Annotated in this window: 15 protein-coding genes; 7 read left to right on the forward strand and 8 right to left on the reverse strand. The window is 34.2% G+C overall.

What is annotated here, in order from left to right:
* Positions 1 to 52: 52 nt before the first annotated feature.
* From gabR to L987_RS11575, 3 genes are all read right to left on the reverse strand, one after another.
* The gene (gene gabR, locus L987_RS11565) at positions 53 to 1438 is read right to left on the reverse strand and encodes a MocR-like transcriptional regulator GabR (RefSeq protein ID WP_047504778.1); all 1386 of its coding nucleotides are present in this window, start codon (positions 1436 to 1438) and stop codon (positions 53 to 55) included.
* A gap of 160 nt (positions 1439 to 1598) precedes the next feature.
* On the reverse strand, positions 1599 to 3083 hold the full coding sequence (gene cls / locus L987_RS11570) for a cardiolipin synthase (RefSeq protein ID WP_047504781.1): 1485 nt from the start codon (positions 3081 to 3083) through the stop codon (positions 1599 to 1601).
* 220 nt (positions 3084 to 3303) lie between these two features.
* Complete coding sequence (locus tag L987_RS11575) at positions 3304 to 4488, reverse strand: CynX/NimT family MFS transporter (RefSeq protein WP_041079903.1); 1185 nt, start codon at positions 4486 to 4488, stop codon at positions 3304 to 3306.
* 93 nt (positions 4489 to 4581) lie between these two features.
* Here L987_RS11575 and L987_RS11580 point away from each other — a divergent pair, with 93 nt between their 5' ends.
* Both L987_RS11580 and L987_RS11585 read left to right on the forward strand, forming a co-directional pair.
* Complete coding sequence (locus tag L987_RS11580) at positions 4582 to 5127, forward strand: helix-turn-helix domain-containing protein (RefSeq protein ID WP_002482135.1); 546 nt, start codon at positions 4582 to 4584, stop codon at positions 5125 to 5127.
* A 111-nt stretch (positions 5128 to 5238) separates the two neighbouring features.
* On the forward strand, positions 5239 to 6099 hold the full coding sequence (locus L987_RS11585) for an ABC transporter substrate-binding protein (protein WP_037537515.1): 861 nt from the start codon (positions 5239 to 5241) through the stop codon (positions 6097 to 6099).
* A 184-nt stretch (positions 6100 to 6283) separates the two neighbouring features.
* Here the strand turns inward: L987_RS11585 and L987_RS11590 are convergent, their stop codons facing one another.
* The 3 genes from L987_RS11590 to L987_RS11600 form a co-directional block, all read right to left on the reverse strand.
* Complete coding sequence (locus L987_RS11590) at positions 6284 to 7099, reverse strand: pyruvate, water dikinase regulatory protein (protein WP_047504788.1); 816 nt, start codon at positions 7097 to 7099, stop codon at positions 6284 to 6286.
* Entirely contained in the window at positions 7092 to 9725 is a 2634-nt protein-coding gene (ppdK, locus tag L987_RS11595) for a pyruvate, phosphate dikinase (protein ID WP_047504791.1), read from the reverse strand. The genes L987_RS11590 and ppdK overlap by 8 nt, the downstream gene beginning before the upstream one ends.
* Positions 9726 to 10763: 1038 nt before the next feature.
* Positions 10764 to 11981, reverse strand: a complete 1218-nt coding sequence (locus L987_RS11600; protein WP_231558594.1) for a CdaR family transcriptional regulator — start codon at positions 11979 to 11981, stop codon at positions 10764 to 10766.
* Between L987_RS11600 and L987_RS11605 the strand changes: the two genes are divergently transcribed.
* The 5 genes from L987_RS11605 to larC all read left to right on the forward strand — a co-directional run bounded on the left by L987_RS11605 (position 11975) and on the right by larC (position 17271).
* Entirely contained in the window at positions 11975 to 13132 is a 1158-nt protein-coding gene (locus L987_RS11605; RefSeq protein ID WP_047504792.1) for a glycerate kinase, read from the forward strand. The genes L987_RS11600 and L987_RS11605 overlap by 7 nt on opposite strands.
* A 63-nt stretch (positions 13133 to 13195) precedes the next feature.
* On the forward strand, positions 13196 to 14458 hold the full coding sequence (gene larA / locus L987_RS11610) for a nickel-dependent lactate racemase (protein ID WP_047504795.1): 1263 nt from the start codon (positions 13196 to 13198) through the stop codon (positions 14456 to 14458).
* A 15-nt stretch (positions 14459 to 14473) separates the two neighbouring features.
* Positions 14474 to 15298 (forward strand): ATP-dependent sacrificial sulfur transferase LarE, encoded by an 825-nt coding sequence (gene larE, locus L987_RS11615; RefSeq protein WP_047504798.1) that lies wholly within the window; start codon positions 14474 to 14476, stop codon positions 15296 to 15298.
* A gap of 21 nt (positions 15299 to 15319) precedes the next feature.
* Complete coding sequence (gene larB, locus L987_RS11620; RefSeq protein WP_041079898.1) at positions 15320 to 16078, forward strand: nickel pincer cofactor biosynthesis protein LarB; 759 nt, start codon at positions 15320 to 15322, stop codon at positions 16076 to 16078.
* A gap of 17 nt (positions 16079 to 16095) precedes the next feature.
* A complete protein-coding gene (larC, locus tag L987_RS11625) occupies positions 16096 to 17271 on the forward strand; it encodes a nickel pincer cofactor biosynthesis protein LarC (protein ID WP_047504802.1) in 1176 nt (391 codons plus the stop codon).
* Between the two features lie 119 nt (positions 17272 to 17390).
* Here the strand turns inward: larC and L987_RS11630 are convergent, their stop codons facing one another.
* A complete protein-coding gene (locus L987_RS11630; protein WP_197050274.1) occupies positions 17391 to 17558 on the reverse strand; it encodes a hypothetical protein in 168 nt (55 codons plus the stop codon).
* 286 nt (positions 17559 to 17844) lie between these two features.
* Positions 17845 to 19488 carry an alpha-keto acid decarboxylase family protein gene (locus tag L987_RS11635; protein ID WP_047504807.1) on the reverse strand — a complete coding sequence of 548 codons (1644 nt, stop codon included), beginning with the start codon at positions 19486 to 19488 and terminating at the stop codon, positions 17845 to 17847.
* Positions 19489 to 19605: the final 117 nt, after the last annotated feature.

A 19605-nucleotide genomic window follows, 5' to 3' on the forward strand; every position in this document is an offset into this window, starting at 1 on the left:
ATATTATTGGTCTTCTGTAAAGTACCAGTTATCGGTTTTTAATGGTACCAGTTTATTCAATAAGTACACTTTTTAAACGTTGAACTGCCTCTGGTATGTGATTTTGTTCTATTTTTGAAAATCCAATAATCAATATTTTCGGGCCATTATTTTTTTGAAGCGCTTTCACTTTAAATCTATTAATAGTATAAAGTTCCAATTTTTGTTCTTTCGCACGTGTTTCAATTTCTTCATATGAATACGGAGAATTCACTTCAATAATAAAATGCAATCCTGCTTGTGTATCTTTGATTTGGATATGTTCGCCGAAAGCCATACTCAAATGTGCTATAAGGTTCTCTCTTTTTTTACCGTATAACTGATGCATTTTCTTTATATACTTTTCATAATGCCCTTCTTTTATCATCAAATTTAACGTTAAAGCGTTTAGCATGGAATAATCTGGAATTGTGTTTTGATTTTGTAGTTCAAATTGTCTAACTAATTTTGTTGGTAAAATCATATAACTCATTCTTATACTAGGCATCAGTGTTTTTGAAAATGTCCCTAAGTAAATAACACTCTCATTTTTGTCAAAACTAAATAAAGACGGGATATTATCTGTTTCATATTTAAATTCACTATCATAATCATCTTCAATAATATAGCTATGTGTTTTACTAGCCCAATTTAATAAATCTATACGTCTTGAAACGGGCATAATTGTCCCAATTGGAAATTGATGCGATGGCGTCACAATCACTGCATTAGGTTGAATGTCTTTAATGCCCTCTAACGAAATCCCTTTACGATCCAATGCGATTGGCTCCATATGTATACGCGTTTGTTCTAGCAATGTTCTGAAACGAGAATAGCCAGGATCTTCAACTGCAATGGTTATATTTTTAGTCATGAGCTCAATTAATTTGGTTAATAATGCATTGGTGCCTGATCCTATGACAATTTGCTCAGGATGGCAATGGATACCGCGTTGATAGGAAATTAGTTTCGCAATCGATTGTCTAAGTTCCATAGGACCCTTTACTTCAGGAATAGATGATAGATAGTGATCATAATTTTGAAAAACTTGTTTCATCATTTTAGTCCATGTATCTACTGGAAATTCTGATATATCAGTGCTCATGTGTGAGAATGAATATTCAAATTCTGTTGCTGTATGCTCATGATATGTTTCTAATGACGGTTGCTTATCGTTTTCGATAATCAGTTTATCTATGGGTTCGATATAATAGCCCTTACGTTCTTGAGTGTAAATATAACCTTCTGCTAGCAACTGTTCATACGCTGCTTTCACACTATTTATGCTAATATCTTTATGTTTGGACATCACTCGCTTAGACGGTAATTTTTCATGGCTATTATATTTAAATGCTAAGATATCTTCTTTTAATTGTGTATATAGTTGTCTATAAATGTATAAGTTACTATCACGTTGCATAGCACACCTCAATTGTTTTGTTTATCAAATCATTATTTATATTATTAAAATGTTTTTCAATTATTCTAATAATTATATCATATAAAAAAATCAGTAGTTATACGATGATAACTACTGATTCCAACAAAATTTATATTAAATTAAATGCTCATTTTGACTTTTATAATATTGGTGAGGCTAATTTGGCGATGGATTGTTTAAATTTAATCCAGTTTGAACGTTGATTATAACGTTCTTCTGTTAATTCTTTTGATACTTTTAAATCTTCTAGAAATGCTGCTTTAAGTTGTTTCGTAATTTGTTCGTCATACATAAAGGCATTTACTTCAAAATTCAATTCGAAACTACGGATATCCATATTAGATGAACCGACACTTGCCACTTCATCATCGATAATCATCATCTTAGAATGAATAAATCCATTTTCATAAGTATATACCTTCACACCATCTCTAATTAATTGCGCAACGCTTGTAATGGTCGCCCAGTATACAAAGATATGGTCTGGCTTATTAGGGATAATTAAACGAACATCAACCCCTGATTTAGCGGCGATTCGCAACGCATTAATATAACCTTTATCTGGTATAAAATATGGACTATGCATGTATATGGAGGATTTGGCATTCATAATCATTTTCATATATCCAAATTCAATTTGATGCCAATTATCACTTGGTGCACTCAGTGCGAGTTGCATTGACACATTACCACCTTGGTACGCATTATCTGGAAAATACTTCATATTATATTCTAACTGCTCACGCTTAGCCTGGGAGTTCCAATCATGTATAAAACTTAATTGTAAGGCATCAACGCCGTCACCTCTCACTCTCAGGTGTGTATCTCTCCAATAACCGAACTTATCATTTAGACCCAGATATTCATCGCCAACGTTAAAGCCACCAACATAACCTGTCATCCCATCAATGACGACAATTTTACGATGGTTTCGATTATTCACTCTAAAGTTGATTAATGGTATTTTAGCTTGGAAAAATGCCTCCACTTGTCCGCCATTTTCTCGGAATTTTTTAAATTTCGACTTATGTACAGATTTAGACCCTACTGCATCATAAAGTAACTTCACTTCAAGTCCCTCTTCTGCTTTTTGTTCTAAGATATTAATGATTTCAGTACCTAAACCATCTAAATTCAATACATAATATTCCATATGAATATACGTTTTCGCATTGCGCAGATCTTCTTTCATTTGACTGAATAAATCATGACCATCTGTATAAATATCAATATTATTATCATTACTTAAAAAAGAAGGTTCTTTTGTTAAAAGTGTTGTTGCAATATCACGGTGTTTTCTCACAATAGGATTATCAGAATCACTGATTTTATTTGTCGAATCTTGTAGTTGGGCTTGAACTCGTTTCATCCCATCTTCTATCTGATTGTGCGCAAAGCCACGTTCACGTTTCTTACGAATACCTCTTCCGAAAAATATATAAATGAAAAATCCTAAAACAGGCATAACAAAAAGTAAAAATAACCATGCCCATGTTGCAGTAGCATCTCTTCTATCCCTGTCTAAAAAGACTATAACAAAGGCTAATATCACATTGATAACAAAGAAGAATGCTAACACACCCCGATATACGGGACTTACACCTGGATCAAATATTAATTGCATAACTTCACCTCATCATTCTTTCCCTAATAGCTAAAAATATTTTTAACTATAATGTTTTAGTTCTAAAATCTTATATTACTTATACATATATTAATTTTAATACAATTGTCTCCAATGTAATCTGATTTATTTCACATTGATTCATACCCATTATATGCCATTATAGGTATATTTACCATTTTAGCTTTAATCTAAATTCTATAAAATCAAGTTAAACACTTCACTTTTGAAGTGATTGTTCGATTGTTCGATTACGTCCTGCTTGTGAACCAAACAAAGTAATGATAACTGCTGTAAATAGTAATATACTTAAAGATGCAATCCAAGTACCCGTCATATCATGTAGAACACCAAATAATAACGGACCCATAGCGGCAAATAAATAACCAATAGACTGTGCCATACCAGATAATTTTGCTGCCGTTTGACTATGTTCTGTACGTAAACTAAAGAACGTATTAACAAGTCCAAAAGCGATTCCCCCAGCAACACCTATCAATATTGTAGAGATAATGGCCAGTTGAGGTACGCATAACATAATGATTACACCCGCAATAAACAACAATCCTGTCACGAAAGTTAATGTAAATTGCGATTTCATCTTAGTTGCAAATATTGGTGTGATAAAAGTAAATGGAATAATTGAAATCTGTAACACAGATAAATATACGCCCGCTTCACTAATAGACATACCACTCTGCGACAAGTATGCTGGCATCCAGTTGATGAGAGAATAAAATATAAGCGATTGTCCGCCCATTAGTATCGTGATTTGCCAAGAAATTGGAGATTTCCACACATTCACACTTTTACGAGGTAACGCTGTAGCCATTTCTTGTTTACCTTTTAATTGAAATGACCAAATAATTATCGTCACTAATGTTACGATACCGATTAAGCTTATTGCTACATTATAATGAAACGACTTTAGCAATGGCGCAGTACCGTATGATGATAAACCACCAAATACATTCATTACAACAGTATAATATCCCGTCATGATACCGATATGTAATGGGAACTTCGCCTTAATGACTGCGGGTGCTAGAACATTACCAAATCCAATACCTATACCAATCAGAACTGTCCCAATATATAACCAGGAAATTTCTGTCATTGATCTTACAATAATACCTATAAAAATTAAACATAAGGCTAGAAAAATCGTTTTTTCTAAACCAAATTGATTACTTGTTCGTGCTGCAAATAATGAAATGACTGCAAAAGCTAATAATGGTACTACCGTAATAACACTAACAGCACTATTCGACATTGCTAAATCCGTTTTAATATCAGGCAATGCGACCCCAATAGAAGTAATAGGTGCTCTTAAATTCGCACCGACAAGTAATATTCCTATAAATAACAACCAATTGAATGGTTTTATTTTTCTATAATTTTCCATAATCTATCATTTACCACCTTATCAGGTCTATTTTGAAAACAACACATTATATGGTACGATATGTACGTTATAATGTAAACAGGAGAGATATATTTGTATAATATTCAAAGCATCGTAGCAAAAAATATTGCCGATTATCGAAAAAAGCATCAACTAAGTTTAGATAAAGTAGCGAATGCAACAGGCGTCAGCAAAAATATGTTAAGTCAAATTGAAAAGGGACAATCTAATCCAACGATTACCACATTATGGAAAATAGCAAATGGCCTTCATATTTCATTGTCGCAATTAACTTCTACATCCAATGATACAATCGATTTTATTGACGAAAGTGATATCATCCCTCTCATTGATAAGGAAGTTTCAATATATCCATACTTTCCTTATGATGAGAACAAGAAATTCGAAATGTTTAAAATGGAAATCCAACCTGGTGGCAAAATGCATTCCGACCCTCACCACCCTGGTTCCGAAGAGTATATTATTGTTAATGACGGTGTATTAGAAATCGAAGTCGATGGTAAACAATATACAATCAATCATCATCAAGCTTTTCGATTTAATAGTGATTTGCCTCATAGTTACTTTAATCCAGGAACATCAATCGTAGCACTAACTTCTACAATGTATTATCAATAACCAACGTAACACCCTCTGAATCATTTATGACAACCCTATACATCATTGTTATGTTTCACATTTTAATTGTGTGGAATATAAATAGTAAAAGCAATTTAGGGAGGTAATATGATGACTTTTGAATTTAAACATGATTTAGGTACAAGTGAATTACCAGAAGATATAACTTCAGCAGTAGCATTAGAATTTTCATTCGTTGATGCATTAGTTGCTTTAGATATAGATGTTAAAGGTATTGCCGATGACGGTGATAGTACAAATTTAACATCACCACTTAGAGAAGCAGTAGGCGATTATGTCTCAGTTGGTACACGTTTAGACCCAGATTTTGAATCTATTAGATCATCAGCACCACAACTCATTATTGGTGATTCTGATCGCCACAAAGAGATTTATGAAGAGTTAAGTGAAATTGCGCCTACCATTCTTTTCAAAAGCTTCGATGCTGGTTATCAAGAAACATTAGAAGTATTCCAACGTATTGGTACTGCTGTTTCTAAATCTAAAGATGCTAAAGAGCGTCTAGATAGACATCAAGCTTTAGTTAATGATTTTAACAATCAAATTTCTATAGATAAAAATAAAGAAACATTAGCTGCAGTCGTATCAGAACAAGGTGTGACAGCGCATTCAAATAGCACGTATGTAGGTGAATTTTTAACTAAATTAGGCTTTGCAACAGCACTTAATGATAAAGTTGCAGACACATTACCTGCTTATAGAGAATCAGATTATTTAGAAATGTCTTATGAACAACTTGCAAATGTTAACCCTGAAAGATTGATCGTGATGGTAGAAGACGATAACGATAAAGATTTAAATAAATTACAAAATAGTAATCAATGGGATGACTTAGAAGCAGTTAAAAGTCAGCGTGTACATTTTGTAAGCAGAGATGACTGGGCTAAATTACGCGGTCTTATCGCTTCAGAAGATATTGTTGAAACTCTAGCTAACCTTAATGAAGCATAAGCAATGAGGTCATAACAATGTAAGCTAACAAAAAAACGACCATTTCTATTAAAATAGAAGTGGTCGTTTTTCTGCTTTTCTTTAATATGATTAAAATTTCAAGGCCGCTAATCCAATATTTTTCCTGTACTCAGTGACTCGTATATTTATCTTAATATCTCTTATTCTCTCTTTTTGAATCATCTTATAAGCATTTTTCAATATAAAAGGCAGATTCTTCAATGGATTTATACTCTGTATTAATAACCGTTGCATTTAATTTTTCAAAAACTTCTTCTGCATGAATTAGCTCTTCTCTGATTCTATCCATACTATTATAGTTTGACGGACCCGATAACCCTAAAATTTTAACGCGCTCATTACGAATATTTAAAATATAGTCAGGACTCGCAGTTAAACCAAATACTTTCAAATGCTTATGTTTAAACACCTCATCTGGAATATCAACCTCTGGTACCAATGGAATATTCGCAATCTTATAGCCCTTATTTGCTAAGTACATGCTTAATGGCGTTTTAGATGTTCTTGAAACACCTACAATCAATGCATCCGCCTCTCCAATATCTGTAAAATGTTTACCATCATCATATTTCACAGCATACTCCATTGCTTCGATTCTCTTGAAGTAATTTTCATCTAGTTTACGTAATGCCCCACTTTCTAGTATGGGGTTACATTGTGTTTGTTGTTGAATAATGCCTATCAAATCAGACATATAATCGATATACGGAATTTGCAATTTTTTCGCAAGGTGTTGACCTGCAATATTGAAATCTGGATTCACTAATGTCGTAACAACAACGGCATTCAACTCTTTAGCTCTGTTTAAAATATGCATCAGTTCTTCTTCATTTTTAATGAATGGATATTTTTTTATCTCTATTTGTGAAATGTCAGGAAATTGCGTTAACGTCGCATGAATCATTCGTTGCGCTGTCTCTCCTATAGAATCCGATATGACAAATAATCTCAGCTGTGGTGCTTGTTGGTCATCAAACATGTAATCGGCCACCTTCTACTTCACTTTGCGCAGTTGAAAGCAATGCACCCGGCACTCTAAATGGCGAACAAGAAACATAATCTATGTCTAATTGATTAAAATATTGAATGGATTTATGATCTCCACCTAGTTCACCACACACACCAATTGTTATGTCTGGATTCGCTGATTTTGCTTGTTGTGAAGCAATTTTTATCAGTTCACCTATACCTTCTACATCTAACGTCTGGAACGGGTCGTGCTCTAAAATGCCTAATTCAGAATAAGTACCAATAAACTTACCAGCATCGTCTCTTGAAAAACCGAATGTTAGCTGTGTTAAATCATTTGTTCCAAAACTAAAGAAATCACATTCTTTTGCTAACTCACTAGCAATCAAGCAAGCACGTGGTGTCTCGATCATTGTTCCAATCATATAATGAATATGTTCTTTTGCTTCTTGTTGTAATGTTTCAATTCGTGAAATAATTTGCGCTTTCAGCGTTGTAAATTCAGCAACGGTGGAAACTAAAGGAATCATAATTTCTGGTTGGCATGATACACCTTGCGCTTTCAGCTCCAATGCACTTTCTATAATCGCTTCTGCTTGCATGATATAAAGTTCAGGATACGTAATGGCTAACCTACATCCTCTATGTCCAAGCATTGGATTCACTTCATTTAAACTTTCAATATACTGGTCTAATTCCTTAATCGTTACATTCAATTGCTCTGCAACTGTTGCTTTTTCGTTATTTGAATTGGGTAAAAATTCGTGTAACGGTGGGTCTAACAAACGAATAATCGTTGGTCGTTCACCAGAAAGTTTTAGTATTTCTTCAAAATCATTCTTTTGGTACTGCTTAATTGTGTTTAAAGCAGCAATACGTTTATCCTGTGTATCAGACAAAATAAATCTGCGCATTTCTATGAGTCGCTCTGGCGCGAAAAACATGTGCTCTGTTCGAACAAGCCCAATCCCTTTAGCACCAAACTGATAACCTGCTTGAATATCTTGTGCTGTTTCTGCATTCATGCGTACATCTAATCTTGCATTTTCTTCTGACCATTGCATAAATTTCTCAAAAGCATGACTACGCTCTGCTTGGATTGTCTCAACTTCACCAAAATAAATATCCCCTTTCGCGCCATCTACTGAAATGATATCACCTTCATATAGTGAACCACCTTTATAATGTACAACCTTATCTGTAATATTAATTTCTAAGTCTGAACAACCTGTGACACAACACTTGCCCATACCTCGCGCTACGACTGCAGCGTGTGATGTCATACCACCATGCGTTGTAACAATTGCCTCACTTGCAACCATCCCTTCAATATCTTCTGGTGATGTCTCTGGACGCATTAAAATCACTTTATTCCCTTGTTCTGCTTGTTGTTTAGCCGTTTCTGCAGAAAAAACAATTGCGCCACTAGCTGCACCAGGACTGGCAGGTAAGCCGACCTTAGTTATAACTGACGTCTGTTTTAATGATTGTTCATCAAAATTTGGATGTAATAATTGATCAATAGATTTCACTTCAACATTCATGACCGCTTTTTCTTTGCTTATCACATCTTCCTCAACTAAATCAACAGCGATATGAATCGCAGCATTGGCAGTACGTTTACCACTTCGTGTCTGTAATATATATAAGTTTTCATTTTCTATTGTAAATTCAATATCTTGCATATCTTTATAATGCGTTTCAAGTTGTGTTGAAACTTTTACAAATTGCTCATGCACATGTGGCATTTGTTCTTTCAATGTTTCAATATCTTTAGGTGTACGAATACCTGCTACAACATCTTCACCTTGAGCATTCAGTAGATACTCTCCAAATAACTTTGCTTCTCCCGTTATAGGATTACGCGTAAATGCTACACCTGTACCACTTTTTTCACCACTATTACCAAATACCATTTCCTGTATATTGACTGCAGTACCAATATCATGTGGTATTTCATTTAACTGACGATATACACGCGCGCGATCATTATCCCAAGATTTAAATACTGCTTCAATTGCCTCTGTTAATTGGTCAATCGGTTCTTGTGGGAATGGTTTATATGCTTCATCTAAGTAAACTGCTTTAAAATGTTCACAAATTTCTTTTAACCCTTCGGCTGGAATTTCTGCATCGCTTTCATAATGATGTTGTGTCTTGTATTGATCAAAATATGTATCAAAAGATGACATTGGAATACCATAAACAACCTGACCAAACATTTGCAACAATCTTCTATAGCAATCATATGCAAAGCGCGAATCATTTGTTTTATTTGCTAATTTTTTTACATTTTCATCGTTCAAACCTAGATTTAATATCGTATCCATCATACCTGGCATAGAAATTTTTGCACCACTTCTTACAGAAACTAGGAGTAAAGCACCATCATCAGAAAATGATTTCTGTATACGTTTAGATAACGCATCCAATTCTACATCTAACTGTTTCAGTAATAAATCAGGTAGTTTTGAATGGTTATTTAAATATTCTATACATGCTTCCGTTGTAATGGTGAATCCGTCTGGCACTGGTAAACCTAAGCGTTTCATTTCAGCTAGATTTGCACCTTTTCCTCCTAATAAATCTTTCATACTTTTTTGGCCTTCATCAAATGCATAAATATATTTTGTCATACTTAATCACCTCTATAAGTTATTATGTTATACTGATTGTTATAGAGTATGTCACATTAAAAAGAAAAAGACAACCATTATATTTAACATCAATAAAATATATTTAATTTTTGTCTATTATTTAAACAAATACTCATTGATAAACTGTACGTTAAATGACTAAAAAAAGCCTCAGTAACAATGAAAGCATTGTTGCTGAGGCCATATTGTTTCACCAGTTTATTGTCCTTTTAAGTGAAAATATCTCCTGACATACTTAAATAATGATATGGGTTGGGTGGTAGTAATCAAAATAGACGCATTTATAAAGGCTACCCTATAAATGATAGCTCACGTTACAATGTTTTCTATTTCAAATCATATGTTCTTTAAACTGGTCCTTAAAAATGAGGAATTAAAAGTAGGTGAAATAGATAAAATTTAGAGTCTATGCGTTGGGTTTTATAAATGTATGCATTTCACTTAAAAGTGACTGAATACCATAGTATAAAGCGTATTCAAGTAGGTACTGTAATATATAATCATTTGAAAGTGGTGAAAGAGGAATACTTGTTATTAAATTACAACAAGTTTAAGGGTTCACTTCACGTTAATTTTGACGTGATTAGACTGTTTGTTTTGTAGTGTAATTATTTTTTACGCTAAAACTTAGTTACAAAATAAGTCATGTCTCATCATATCATACCCATCATATTCACTCCCCATCTTTTTAAATACATCAAAGCAAGATTGATGTGAGTCATTACTAAATAACTCAAAAAATGGCGCCATTTCTATAACAAGTAAATTCAGATTGGAAACAAAACGTTTTGTATCTATAAAGATTTTTATTCTAAATTTAATAGAATTATTTAGTAATAACTTAATTTTATTATATTGTTGCTCGTGTAATTTGTAAAGCGCTTTTTTGTATTTACTAAAATAACATTTTTTCTCGCCTTATCATATTTGTAAAATGAAAACCTCAAAAAATACTGTAATCTTTTTAATTGATTATAGCTATTTTATAAAATATTTTGTACTTAATATCTATACTATTTAACACCACAAAGCAATTTGTAATTTGATTGCATCAGAATATTTTTTGGGGTTCAAACCTGTTTGTAGTTTACATTTTTCTAAACGATATAGCAGTGTGTTGCGATGAATATAAAGATACTTAGCCGTTTGTGCAATATTCAAGTCATTTTCAAATAAACTTTTTAATGTTTCAATACTTTGATTGTCTAACTCACCTAGTATTCTTTTTTTATATCTCTCCCTTATTTCTTCATTTATCTGATAAAGTAATGTTTTTTCTTCCACATCTTCAAATGAAGCGAAAGATACATTTTCTTCGTTTAACATAAACACAAGTTCACATTCTTCGTAAGCATTTTTAAAATCATTTAAACTTGTAAACACTAAACTAGAAGCAATACGTACATCTAAATTTAAGGATGTAAATACTTGATGAATGCGATATATTTTTTGATTCAGTTCATCTTGTAGCTCATCTGTTGCTAAAATAACAATATGATTATAATTAGTAAAAGCGACTGCGAAAGTCGCCTTATCCATTATTTTAGCTAATCTTTGTACAATACTACTTCGTGAAAAAATTTGTTTCTCCAAATTAATAATGATGCATTTTCTATAAGTTAGAAACGCTACATTTAATTGTTTTGTTAAATATTGGATAAAGGATTGTGAGGGTTCACTTTTCAATAATTCCTCGATTAGTAATTCCTGACTACGTAGCTGTCCTTCTAATTCATATGTAAAATAATTTTGATAAAGTAACAACTCTGTGGACATTTTCACCAAATCAGCCACATGCACTAATGCTGATGGATCACCTGTAATACCAATCACACCTACTACGTTATCTTGAAATATAATTGGTAAATTAATACCCGGCTGTGTACCTTGTAAATAACTCGTTTCTTCTTCAGACAAAATCACTATATCCCCACTCGCTAATACTTTGCGCGCACCTTCATGAACTTGACCAATTCTACGCTTATCAAACGAAGCAATGATTTCTCCATTAAAATTCATTATATTAATATTACTATTCGTTCTTTTTACTGTTTCCTCAACGATTAATGCAGCTAATTCATCTGTTAATACATTCATCATTTTATCCCCTATCATTTTCATACAAATTAATAACATCATTTTTGTATATTTTAACCCTATTTTCAATAAAATTAAATCGATATAATAGAATAATACAACGATGAAATCGTTTACAATGAGGATGGCGTATGACAATTGTTTTAGCACCGGATTCATTTAAAGGTAGTATGTCAGCTACTGAGGTTGCTCGCTATATGAGTCAGGGTATTTCTGATATATTCCCTGAAGCCGATATACATACCTTACCCGTTGGGGATGGAGGTGAAGGCACCATGGAAGCTTTGGTAAATGCCACGAACGGTACATTCACCACACTCAATGTGACAGGACCACTTGGCGATACTGTCTCTGCACAATATGGTGTACTCCATGACAAGGAAACCTGTGTCATAGAAATGGCTGAAGCGTCTGGATTAAAGCATGTGCCAGACAATGCACTTAATGTGATGCAAGCCACTACATATGGTACTGGAGAATTAATTCTTGATGCATTGGATAGCGGTTATACGCAATTCATCCTTGCAATCGGCGGGTCTGCAACGAATGATGCAGGTGCTGGTATGTTACAGGCACTTGGTGCCAAACTTTTAGATCAGCATCATCATGAAGTTGATCTTGGTGGTGGTAATCTACATAAGATACAGCATATTGACTTAAGTCATTTTGATGCACGTATCAACCAATGCAACTTTACGATTGCCACTGACGTACAGAATCCATTAATTGGTACAAACGGTGCTTCCTACGTTTTTGGTAAACAAAAAGGTGCAACAGAATCAGATTTAAAACAATTAGAACACAACCTGACACATTGGGCCGATTTAGTAGCCCATAAGAAAAGCATTCGTCTGCATGACTTACCTGGCGCTGGTGCTGCTGGCGGTTTAGGTGGTGCTTTCAAAGCTTTTTTCCCTAGTCATTTTGAAGATGGCATTCAAGTCGTCATAGACTATATCAAACTGGATCAATATTTAGAAAATGCTGATCTAGTTATTACAGGTGAAGGTAAGATCGATTTCCAAACATTATATGGTAAGACACCCATGGGTATTGCCAAATATGCAAACAGATACAATGTCCCCGTTGTTTTTATAGGCGGATCGATTGATGTCGATATCGATCAATTTAAAGATATGGGGGTAATTGGTGCTTTTAGTTTAACCGATGGACCGATGTCGCTGGAGGAAACAATAAACCAATCAGAAAAATTAGTTAAAAAAACAACCCAAAACATTGTTAGTCTCTTTTTTCATGAGTCAGCAATTTCATCTAAATTTTCTGAATAATGTTAAACTACACTTACTAGTCATGTGTTATATCATAATTTGAAGTATAAGGAGGAGATCATTTTGAAAACAAGCATATTATATGGTAAATCCAATGTCGAAATCGATTTACCTGATCACAGTGTATTGATTGAACCTACTGATATCGATGCACTCGATGACGATACAAATGCAATTCGTAATGCTTTAGCAGATCCTATAGGCACTAAACCATTAAATGAAATGGTAAGTGCAAACCAAACCGTCGCCATTGTCATTAGCGATATTACTAGACCAACGCCTAATCATATCCTTGTGCCATTGATCCTAGAAACTTTATCACACGTACCGCCTGAGAATTTCGTCATCATAAATGGTACAGGCACGCATCGTGATCAAACACAAGAAGAATTGATACAAATGTTAGGTAAAGATGTCGTCGATCAAATTAAAATTGTTCATAATCATTGTAACGACAAGGATACTTTAAGTAAGGTAGGCCATAGTAAATATGGATGTGATGTCTATTTAAATAAAGACTATGTTGAAGCCGATTTTAAAATCGTCACTGGATTTATCGAACCGCATTTCTTTGCTGGATTCTCTGGTGGCCCAAAAGGCATAATGCCTGGTATTGCAGGTATTGAAACAATCATGACTTTTCACAACGCTAAAATGATTGGCGATATACGCTCTACATGGGGCAATATGACGGATAATCCCGTCCAGGATATGACTAGAGAAATCAACGCTATGTGTAAACCTGACTTTATGCTCAATGTCACTTTAAATAAAGAAAAAGAAATTACCGCAGTTTTTGCTGGAGAATTATATGAAGCACACGATAAAGGATGCGCCTATGCTAAGGCTCATGCCATGTTTAAATGTGATAATCGTTTTGACGTAGTGATTGCTTCAAATTCTGGTTATCCGCTAGACCAGAACTTATATCAAACCGTTAAAGGCATGAGTGCTGCGCACAAAGTAGTTAAAGAAGGTGGCAGTATCATCATGTTATCAGAATGTAGCGATGGTTATCCCAATCACGGTAACTACGCTGAAATACTGAAAATGGCAGACTCCCCGCAAGGCCTTGTGGACATGATTAGCGAACCGAATTTTGCAATGCTCGATCAATGGCAAGTTCAAAAACAAGCAGTCATTCAAACATTTGCTGATGTATATTTATACTCTAAACTGACTGATAAACAAACAACAGATGCTATGCTTCATCCTGTACATGAGATTAATAACACATTAAAAGAACTGGAAACAAAATATGGAACTGACATGACCATAGGCGTCATGCCGTTAGGACCACTGACAATTCCATATGTTGAATCATAATTGAGGAGGAATACTATGTTAACTGAAATGATTACAAAAGAACAAAAATTAGAAACGATTCTTAAAGATATGAACAGTGTTATTGTTGCTTTTTCTGGTGGTGTAGATAGTAGTCTTGTGCTAAAAAAAGCAATCGATGTTTTAGGACATGATCATGTCAAAGCCGTTATTGTTAAATCTGAATTAACTAGAAATGAAGAATTTGATCAAGCCATTGCTTTAGCTCATCAACTCAATGCCCAAGTAATTGAAACTGAGATAGAAGCTTTAAAAGATCCACATATCGTTGAAAATACCCCTGATAGTTGGTATTACAGCAAACGTCTATTATATTCTAAGCTCGAAGCATTACGCGCACAGCTCAACTTTAACTATGTAGTTGATGGGATGATTATGGATGACATCAATGACTTTAGACCAGGATTAAAAGCAAGAACAGAATTTAATGTTAGAAGCATTCTCCAAGAGGCTGAATTGTTTAAATCTGATGTGAGAGCTATGAGCAAATCCAACCATCTACCTGTTTGGAACAAACCTGCATTATGCAGTTTCGCTTCTCGTATTCCTTACGGCGAACCATTAAGCATTTCAAAAATAAATAAAATCAATGAAGCTGAAAAATTTATTTTAGCTTTGGGCTTAAACCATGTTAGGGTCCGCTACCATCAAAATATTGCTAGAATTGAAGTCAACGACGCTGATATACCTACTGTAATCTATAACAAAGACCAGATAACCGTCTACCTTAAAGAACTTGGATTCGACTACGTTACGATTGATCTTGAGGGCTACCGTACAGGCAGTATGAATGAAGTGATCGATACGCATCATACACATTAACAAAGTAAAGGTGGCAGTCAAATGGTAGAAAAATACGACGCAATAGAACAATTACTGAAAGCTGTACATGCAAATGAATTATCTGTCGACGATGCAAAAGACCAATTAAGTCACTACGACGAGCTAGGCTTTGCAAAAATCGATCTTCATAGAACACAACGCCAAGGCTTTCCTGAAGTCATTTTTGGTGAAGGAAAGACAAAAGAACAATTGCATGATATCGTGCATACACTTATTAAACATGACTCTATTGTTCTGATTACGAGAATTGACCAAGAAAAAGCTGACCATATTACTGCCAAATATGATCAGCTTGAATACCATGAAACGGCACGCATTGTCTCAACACCAATCAAACATATAGCTAAGACAAATCATTATGCCTCCATCATTTGTGCAGGTACTTCAGATTTACCAGTTGCCGAAGAAGCTGCTATCACCGCTGAAGTCATGGGGATTCAAGTTCAACGTTTTTATGATGTAGGTGTTTCAGGTATTCATCGATTATTTGCACATATTGAATCTATTCGACAAAGTAAAGTTTCAGTAGTTGTTGCTGGAATGGAAGGCGCCCTTTCAAGCGTTGTTGCTGGATTAGTTGATCATCCGGTTTACGCTGTACCCACGAGTATCGGTTATGGAGCCAATCTACAAGGTGTAACAACTTTATTATCTATGGTTAATTCATGTGCACCAGGTACAAGTGTGCTTAATATTGATAATGGTTTTGGTGGTGGTTACAATGCTGCTATGATTATTAATATGATTGAGAGCCATTAAAATTGGAGTGGTAAATTATGACAAATGGTCTTTATTTAGATTGTCATGCGGGTATCGCGGGTGACATGTTATTATCCTCTTTGGTAGATTTAGGTGCAGATGTAGATTATGTGCATCAACACTTATTATCACTACCTTTAGATCAATTTAGTTTAAACTTTGCTAAAAAAAATAAACAAGGCATACAAGCGATGGGTCTAACAATTGACTTTGAAGAAGCACATCATCATAGAAAAGCGTCAGACATTTTCAAAATGATTAACGAGAGCACTTTACCCAACAGAGTCAAAGAACGTAGCATGCTGATATTTGATGTTATTGCACAAGCTGAAGCAAAAATTCATGGCATGAAAATAGAAGATGTCCATTTTCATGAAGTTGGTGCGATGGATTCCATTATAGATATTATAGGTAGTTGTCTTGCATTAGAAGATTTGGGTATTGATGAAATAAAATCGTCACCCGTACCTACTGGAAATGGCAAGATTAAAATTGCACATGGTATATATCCCATTCCAGCGCCAGCAACCGCTGAAATACTTAAGGATATCCCACTTGCAACATTTGATGTTCAAAGTGAACTGACAACACCCACTGGTGCGGCATTTATTAAGGCTTTAGCAACACATATCGGTCCTTTGCCTGCTGTATCAATGTCAAATATTGGTTACGGTTGTGGTACAAAAGACTTTGAGTTTCCAAATGTTATACGTGCTATACAATATACAGCGACAGAAACGACCCCAAATCAAGTACAAGTATTAGAATGTCAAATTGATGATATGACGCCAGAAACACTTGGTTACTTTATAGAGCAAGTGATAAATGAAGGCGCATTAGACGCATTTTACACACCTATTACGATGAAGAAAAGTCGGCCTGCGACTCAATTAACAGTAATAAGTAGCGTCACACAAGCAAAGGAATTCGAAGATTTTATTCTTAAATACACTACATCTCTCGGTGTGCGCAGTTACGCTGTTAATCGCAAAATTTTGCATCGTCAATTCCAAACCATCCATACAACATATGGCGCCATTTTGGTCAAACTAGCAATGAAAGATAATAAAATTATAAAAGCAAAACCTGAATTTGAAGATGTTAAAAATGCAGCACTTCACTCTGGACAGTCTTTCACTAATGTATATAATGACATTCAAAATGAAGTCAGAAAGCACATTCAAATAGATTAAAATGAAAAAGTGAGAATCTTCATCTAATCAACTAACTAGATGAAGGTTCTCACTCTTTTTTATAGCAGTAATGACTGCTCATCATTTGAAGAAAATCATCTTTACACGCTTCATGCGTTCTATTTTTGCGATGGTCCTACTTTGATGTTTGCACTATCCAATGCTTGTTCTAATACTTCAATAACTTGGATACTATGTTCTAACTTTTGGGCGTCTAAATCATTATTTTTCTGTTTAATGATTTGGGCAATTTTTAAAAAATCTTTCTCTACCTTGAGGATCTCCAAATCTTTCTTGACCTCTACCAAAACCGAATTCAAATCCTTCACGTTTTCTCTTTGTATTATGAAAATGTCTTCTAAACATATAAATCACCTTTCTTTATTTCGATATATCGAAATATGTCAACGATATATCGTTATTCTTTAAAATTTATTTATATCTAACGTAAAATAAAGAACGACACAAACCCAAATTTTACCTTCGGATTTGTGTCGCTCTTATCTTTATTAATTATACTGCTAATTATCTAATATATTTTAATGACTGTAATCTTGCATCATTGCAACGATATTAACCATTTTGTTTTGCGAAAGCTTGGCCAATTGCATTTAATTTATGTGGCGCGTCATGAACACCCATCTTAACTTCAATGAAGTGCATTGTGTCTGGTTGCGCTTCTATTTGAAGTAGTACTTTTTGAAATGCTTCACTCGTATTCACATCATGTACTTGAACTTCATCTTTTCCACCAAATACGGTAGGTAATAATTTATAATCCCACATCTTAATATCGTTATACATAGCATTTTCACCATGGATTTTACGTTCTACTGTGTAACCATCATTATTAATCACAAAAATAATAGGTTTAATCTTCTCTCTAATCATTGTTGATATTTCCTGAACCGTAAGCTGTAGTGATCCATCTCCAATCAACAATAAGTTTCTACGACTTGTATCTGCCATTTGTGTGCCTAAAGTAGCTGGTAATGTGTAACCAATAGAACCCCAAAGTGGTTGTCCAATAAATTTATTGTTATGTTTCAATGCTAAATCATACGCACCAAAGAATGATGTACCTTGTTCAGCTAATATAACATCTTCTTCTCTAATAAAATCTTGCATCATTTTGAAATACGTTTCTTGTGTTAACGGCTCATCAGTCAAATCGTAATCATGTGCTTTCGGTTGTTTAAATTTTGGGAATTCCGCATTATTCACATAGTTAATGGTATTCAAGCCGTCCAATAAATCTACCAATGATACTTCTATATCTTTCGTTTCATTCATTTTAAAATGATGATGATTAATCATAACTACATCGTCAATATCAAATTGATATGAATAGCCAGCTGTAGCAGAGTCAGTTAATTTTGCACCTATATTTAAGATAGCATCACTTTGATCTACGTAATTTCTAATATCTTCTTCGGCTAACGATGCATCATAAATCCCCATGTAGTAAGGAGATGTTTCATTAAATGCGCCTTTACCTAATGAAAGTTGTACAACCGGAATTTGAGATTGCTTTACAAACTGTTCAAGCTTCTCATGTAATTTAAAACTATTAATTTCATGTCCGGTAATAATAACTGGTTTGTCTGCACTTTGTAATTTATCTTTAACCATTGTCATGTACTTCGTTACATCAGTCTGTGGTCGTTGTTCAATTTCAAATGGCGTTGCTACATCAATTTCACTATTTGCCACATCAATGGGTAAATGAATATGCACAGGTCTTTTTTCATAAAGTGCTGCATTGATTACTCTTGGAATTTCACTTTGTGCATTTTCTGGTGTAATATACGCTTGCGCTGTAGTAATGGATGCATACATATTTCTATAGTCATCAAAATTCCCTTCTCCTAGAGAGTGATGTACATATTTCCCAGCGTTTTCAACTGCTCTTGTAGGTGCACCAGTTATTTGAATCACAGGCACACGCTCAGCGTATGAACCAGCTATACCATTAACGGCACTTAATTCTCCAACACCAAATGTCGTAACCATTGCGGCTATACCTTTCATGCGAGCATAACCATCTGCTGCATAACTCGCATTCAACTCATTCGTATTACCAATCCATTCCATGTCATCTCGGCTAATAATGTCATCTAAAAATGTTAAATTAAAGTCTCCTGGAACACCAAACACTTTATCTACACCAACATCACTGATACAGTCCATTAAATATTGTCCAACTCTTTTTTTCATTCTCATTTCCCCTTTCAAACCATCTCAATTACACTACAAATTTAACTCATTTATTATAAAAGGTCAACAATGTTGACTTATATATTGATAGCGACTTATTGTTTAAAAAAAGAAAAC

The organism is Staphylococcus sp. ZWU0021, assembly GCF_000798895.1.
In the GTDB taxonomy this organism is placed as follows: Bacteria; Bacillota; Bacilli; order Staphylococcales; family Staphylococcaceae; genus Staphylococcus; species Staphylococcus saprophyticus.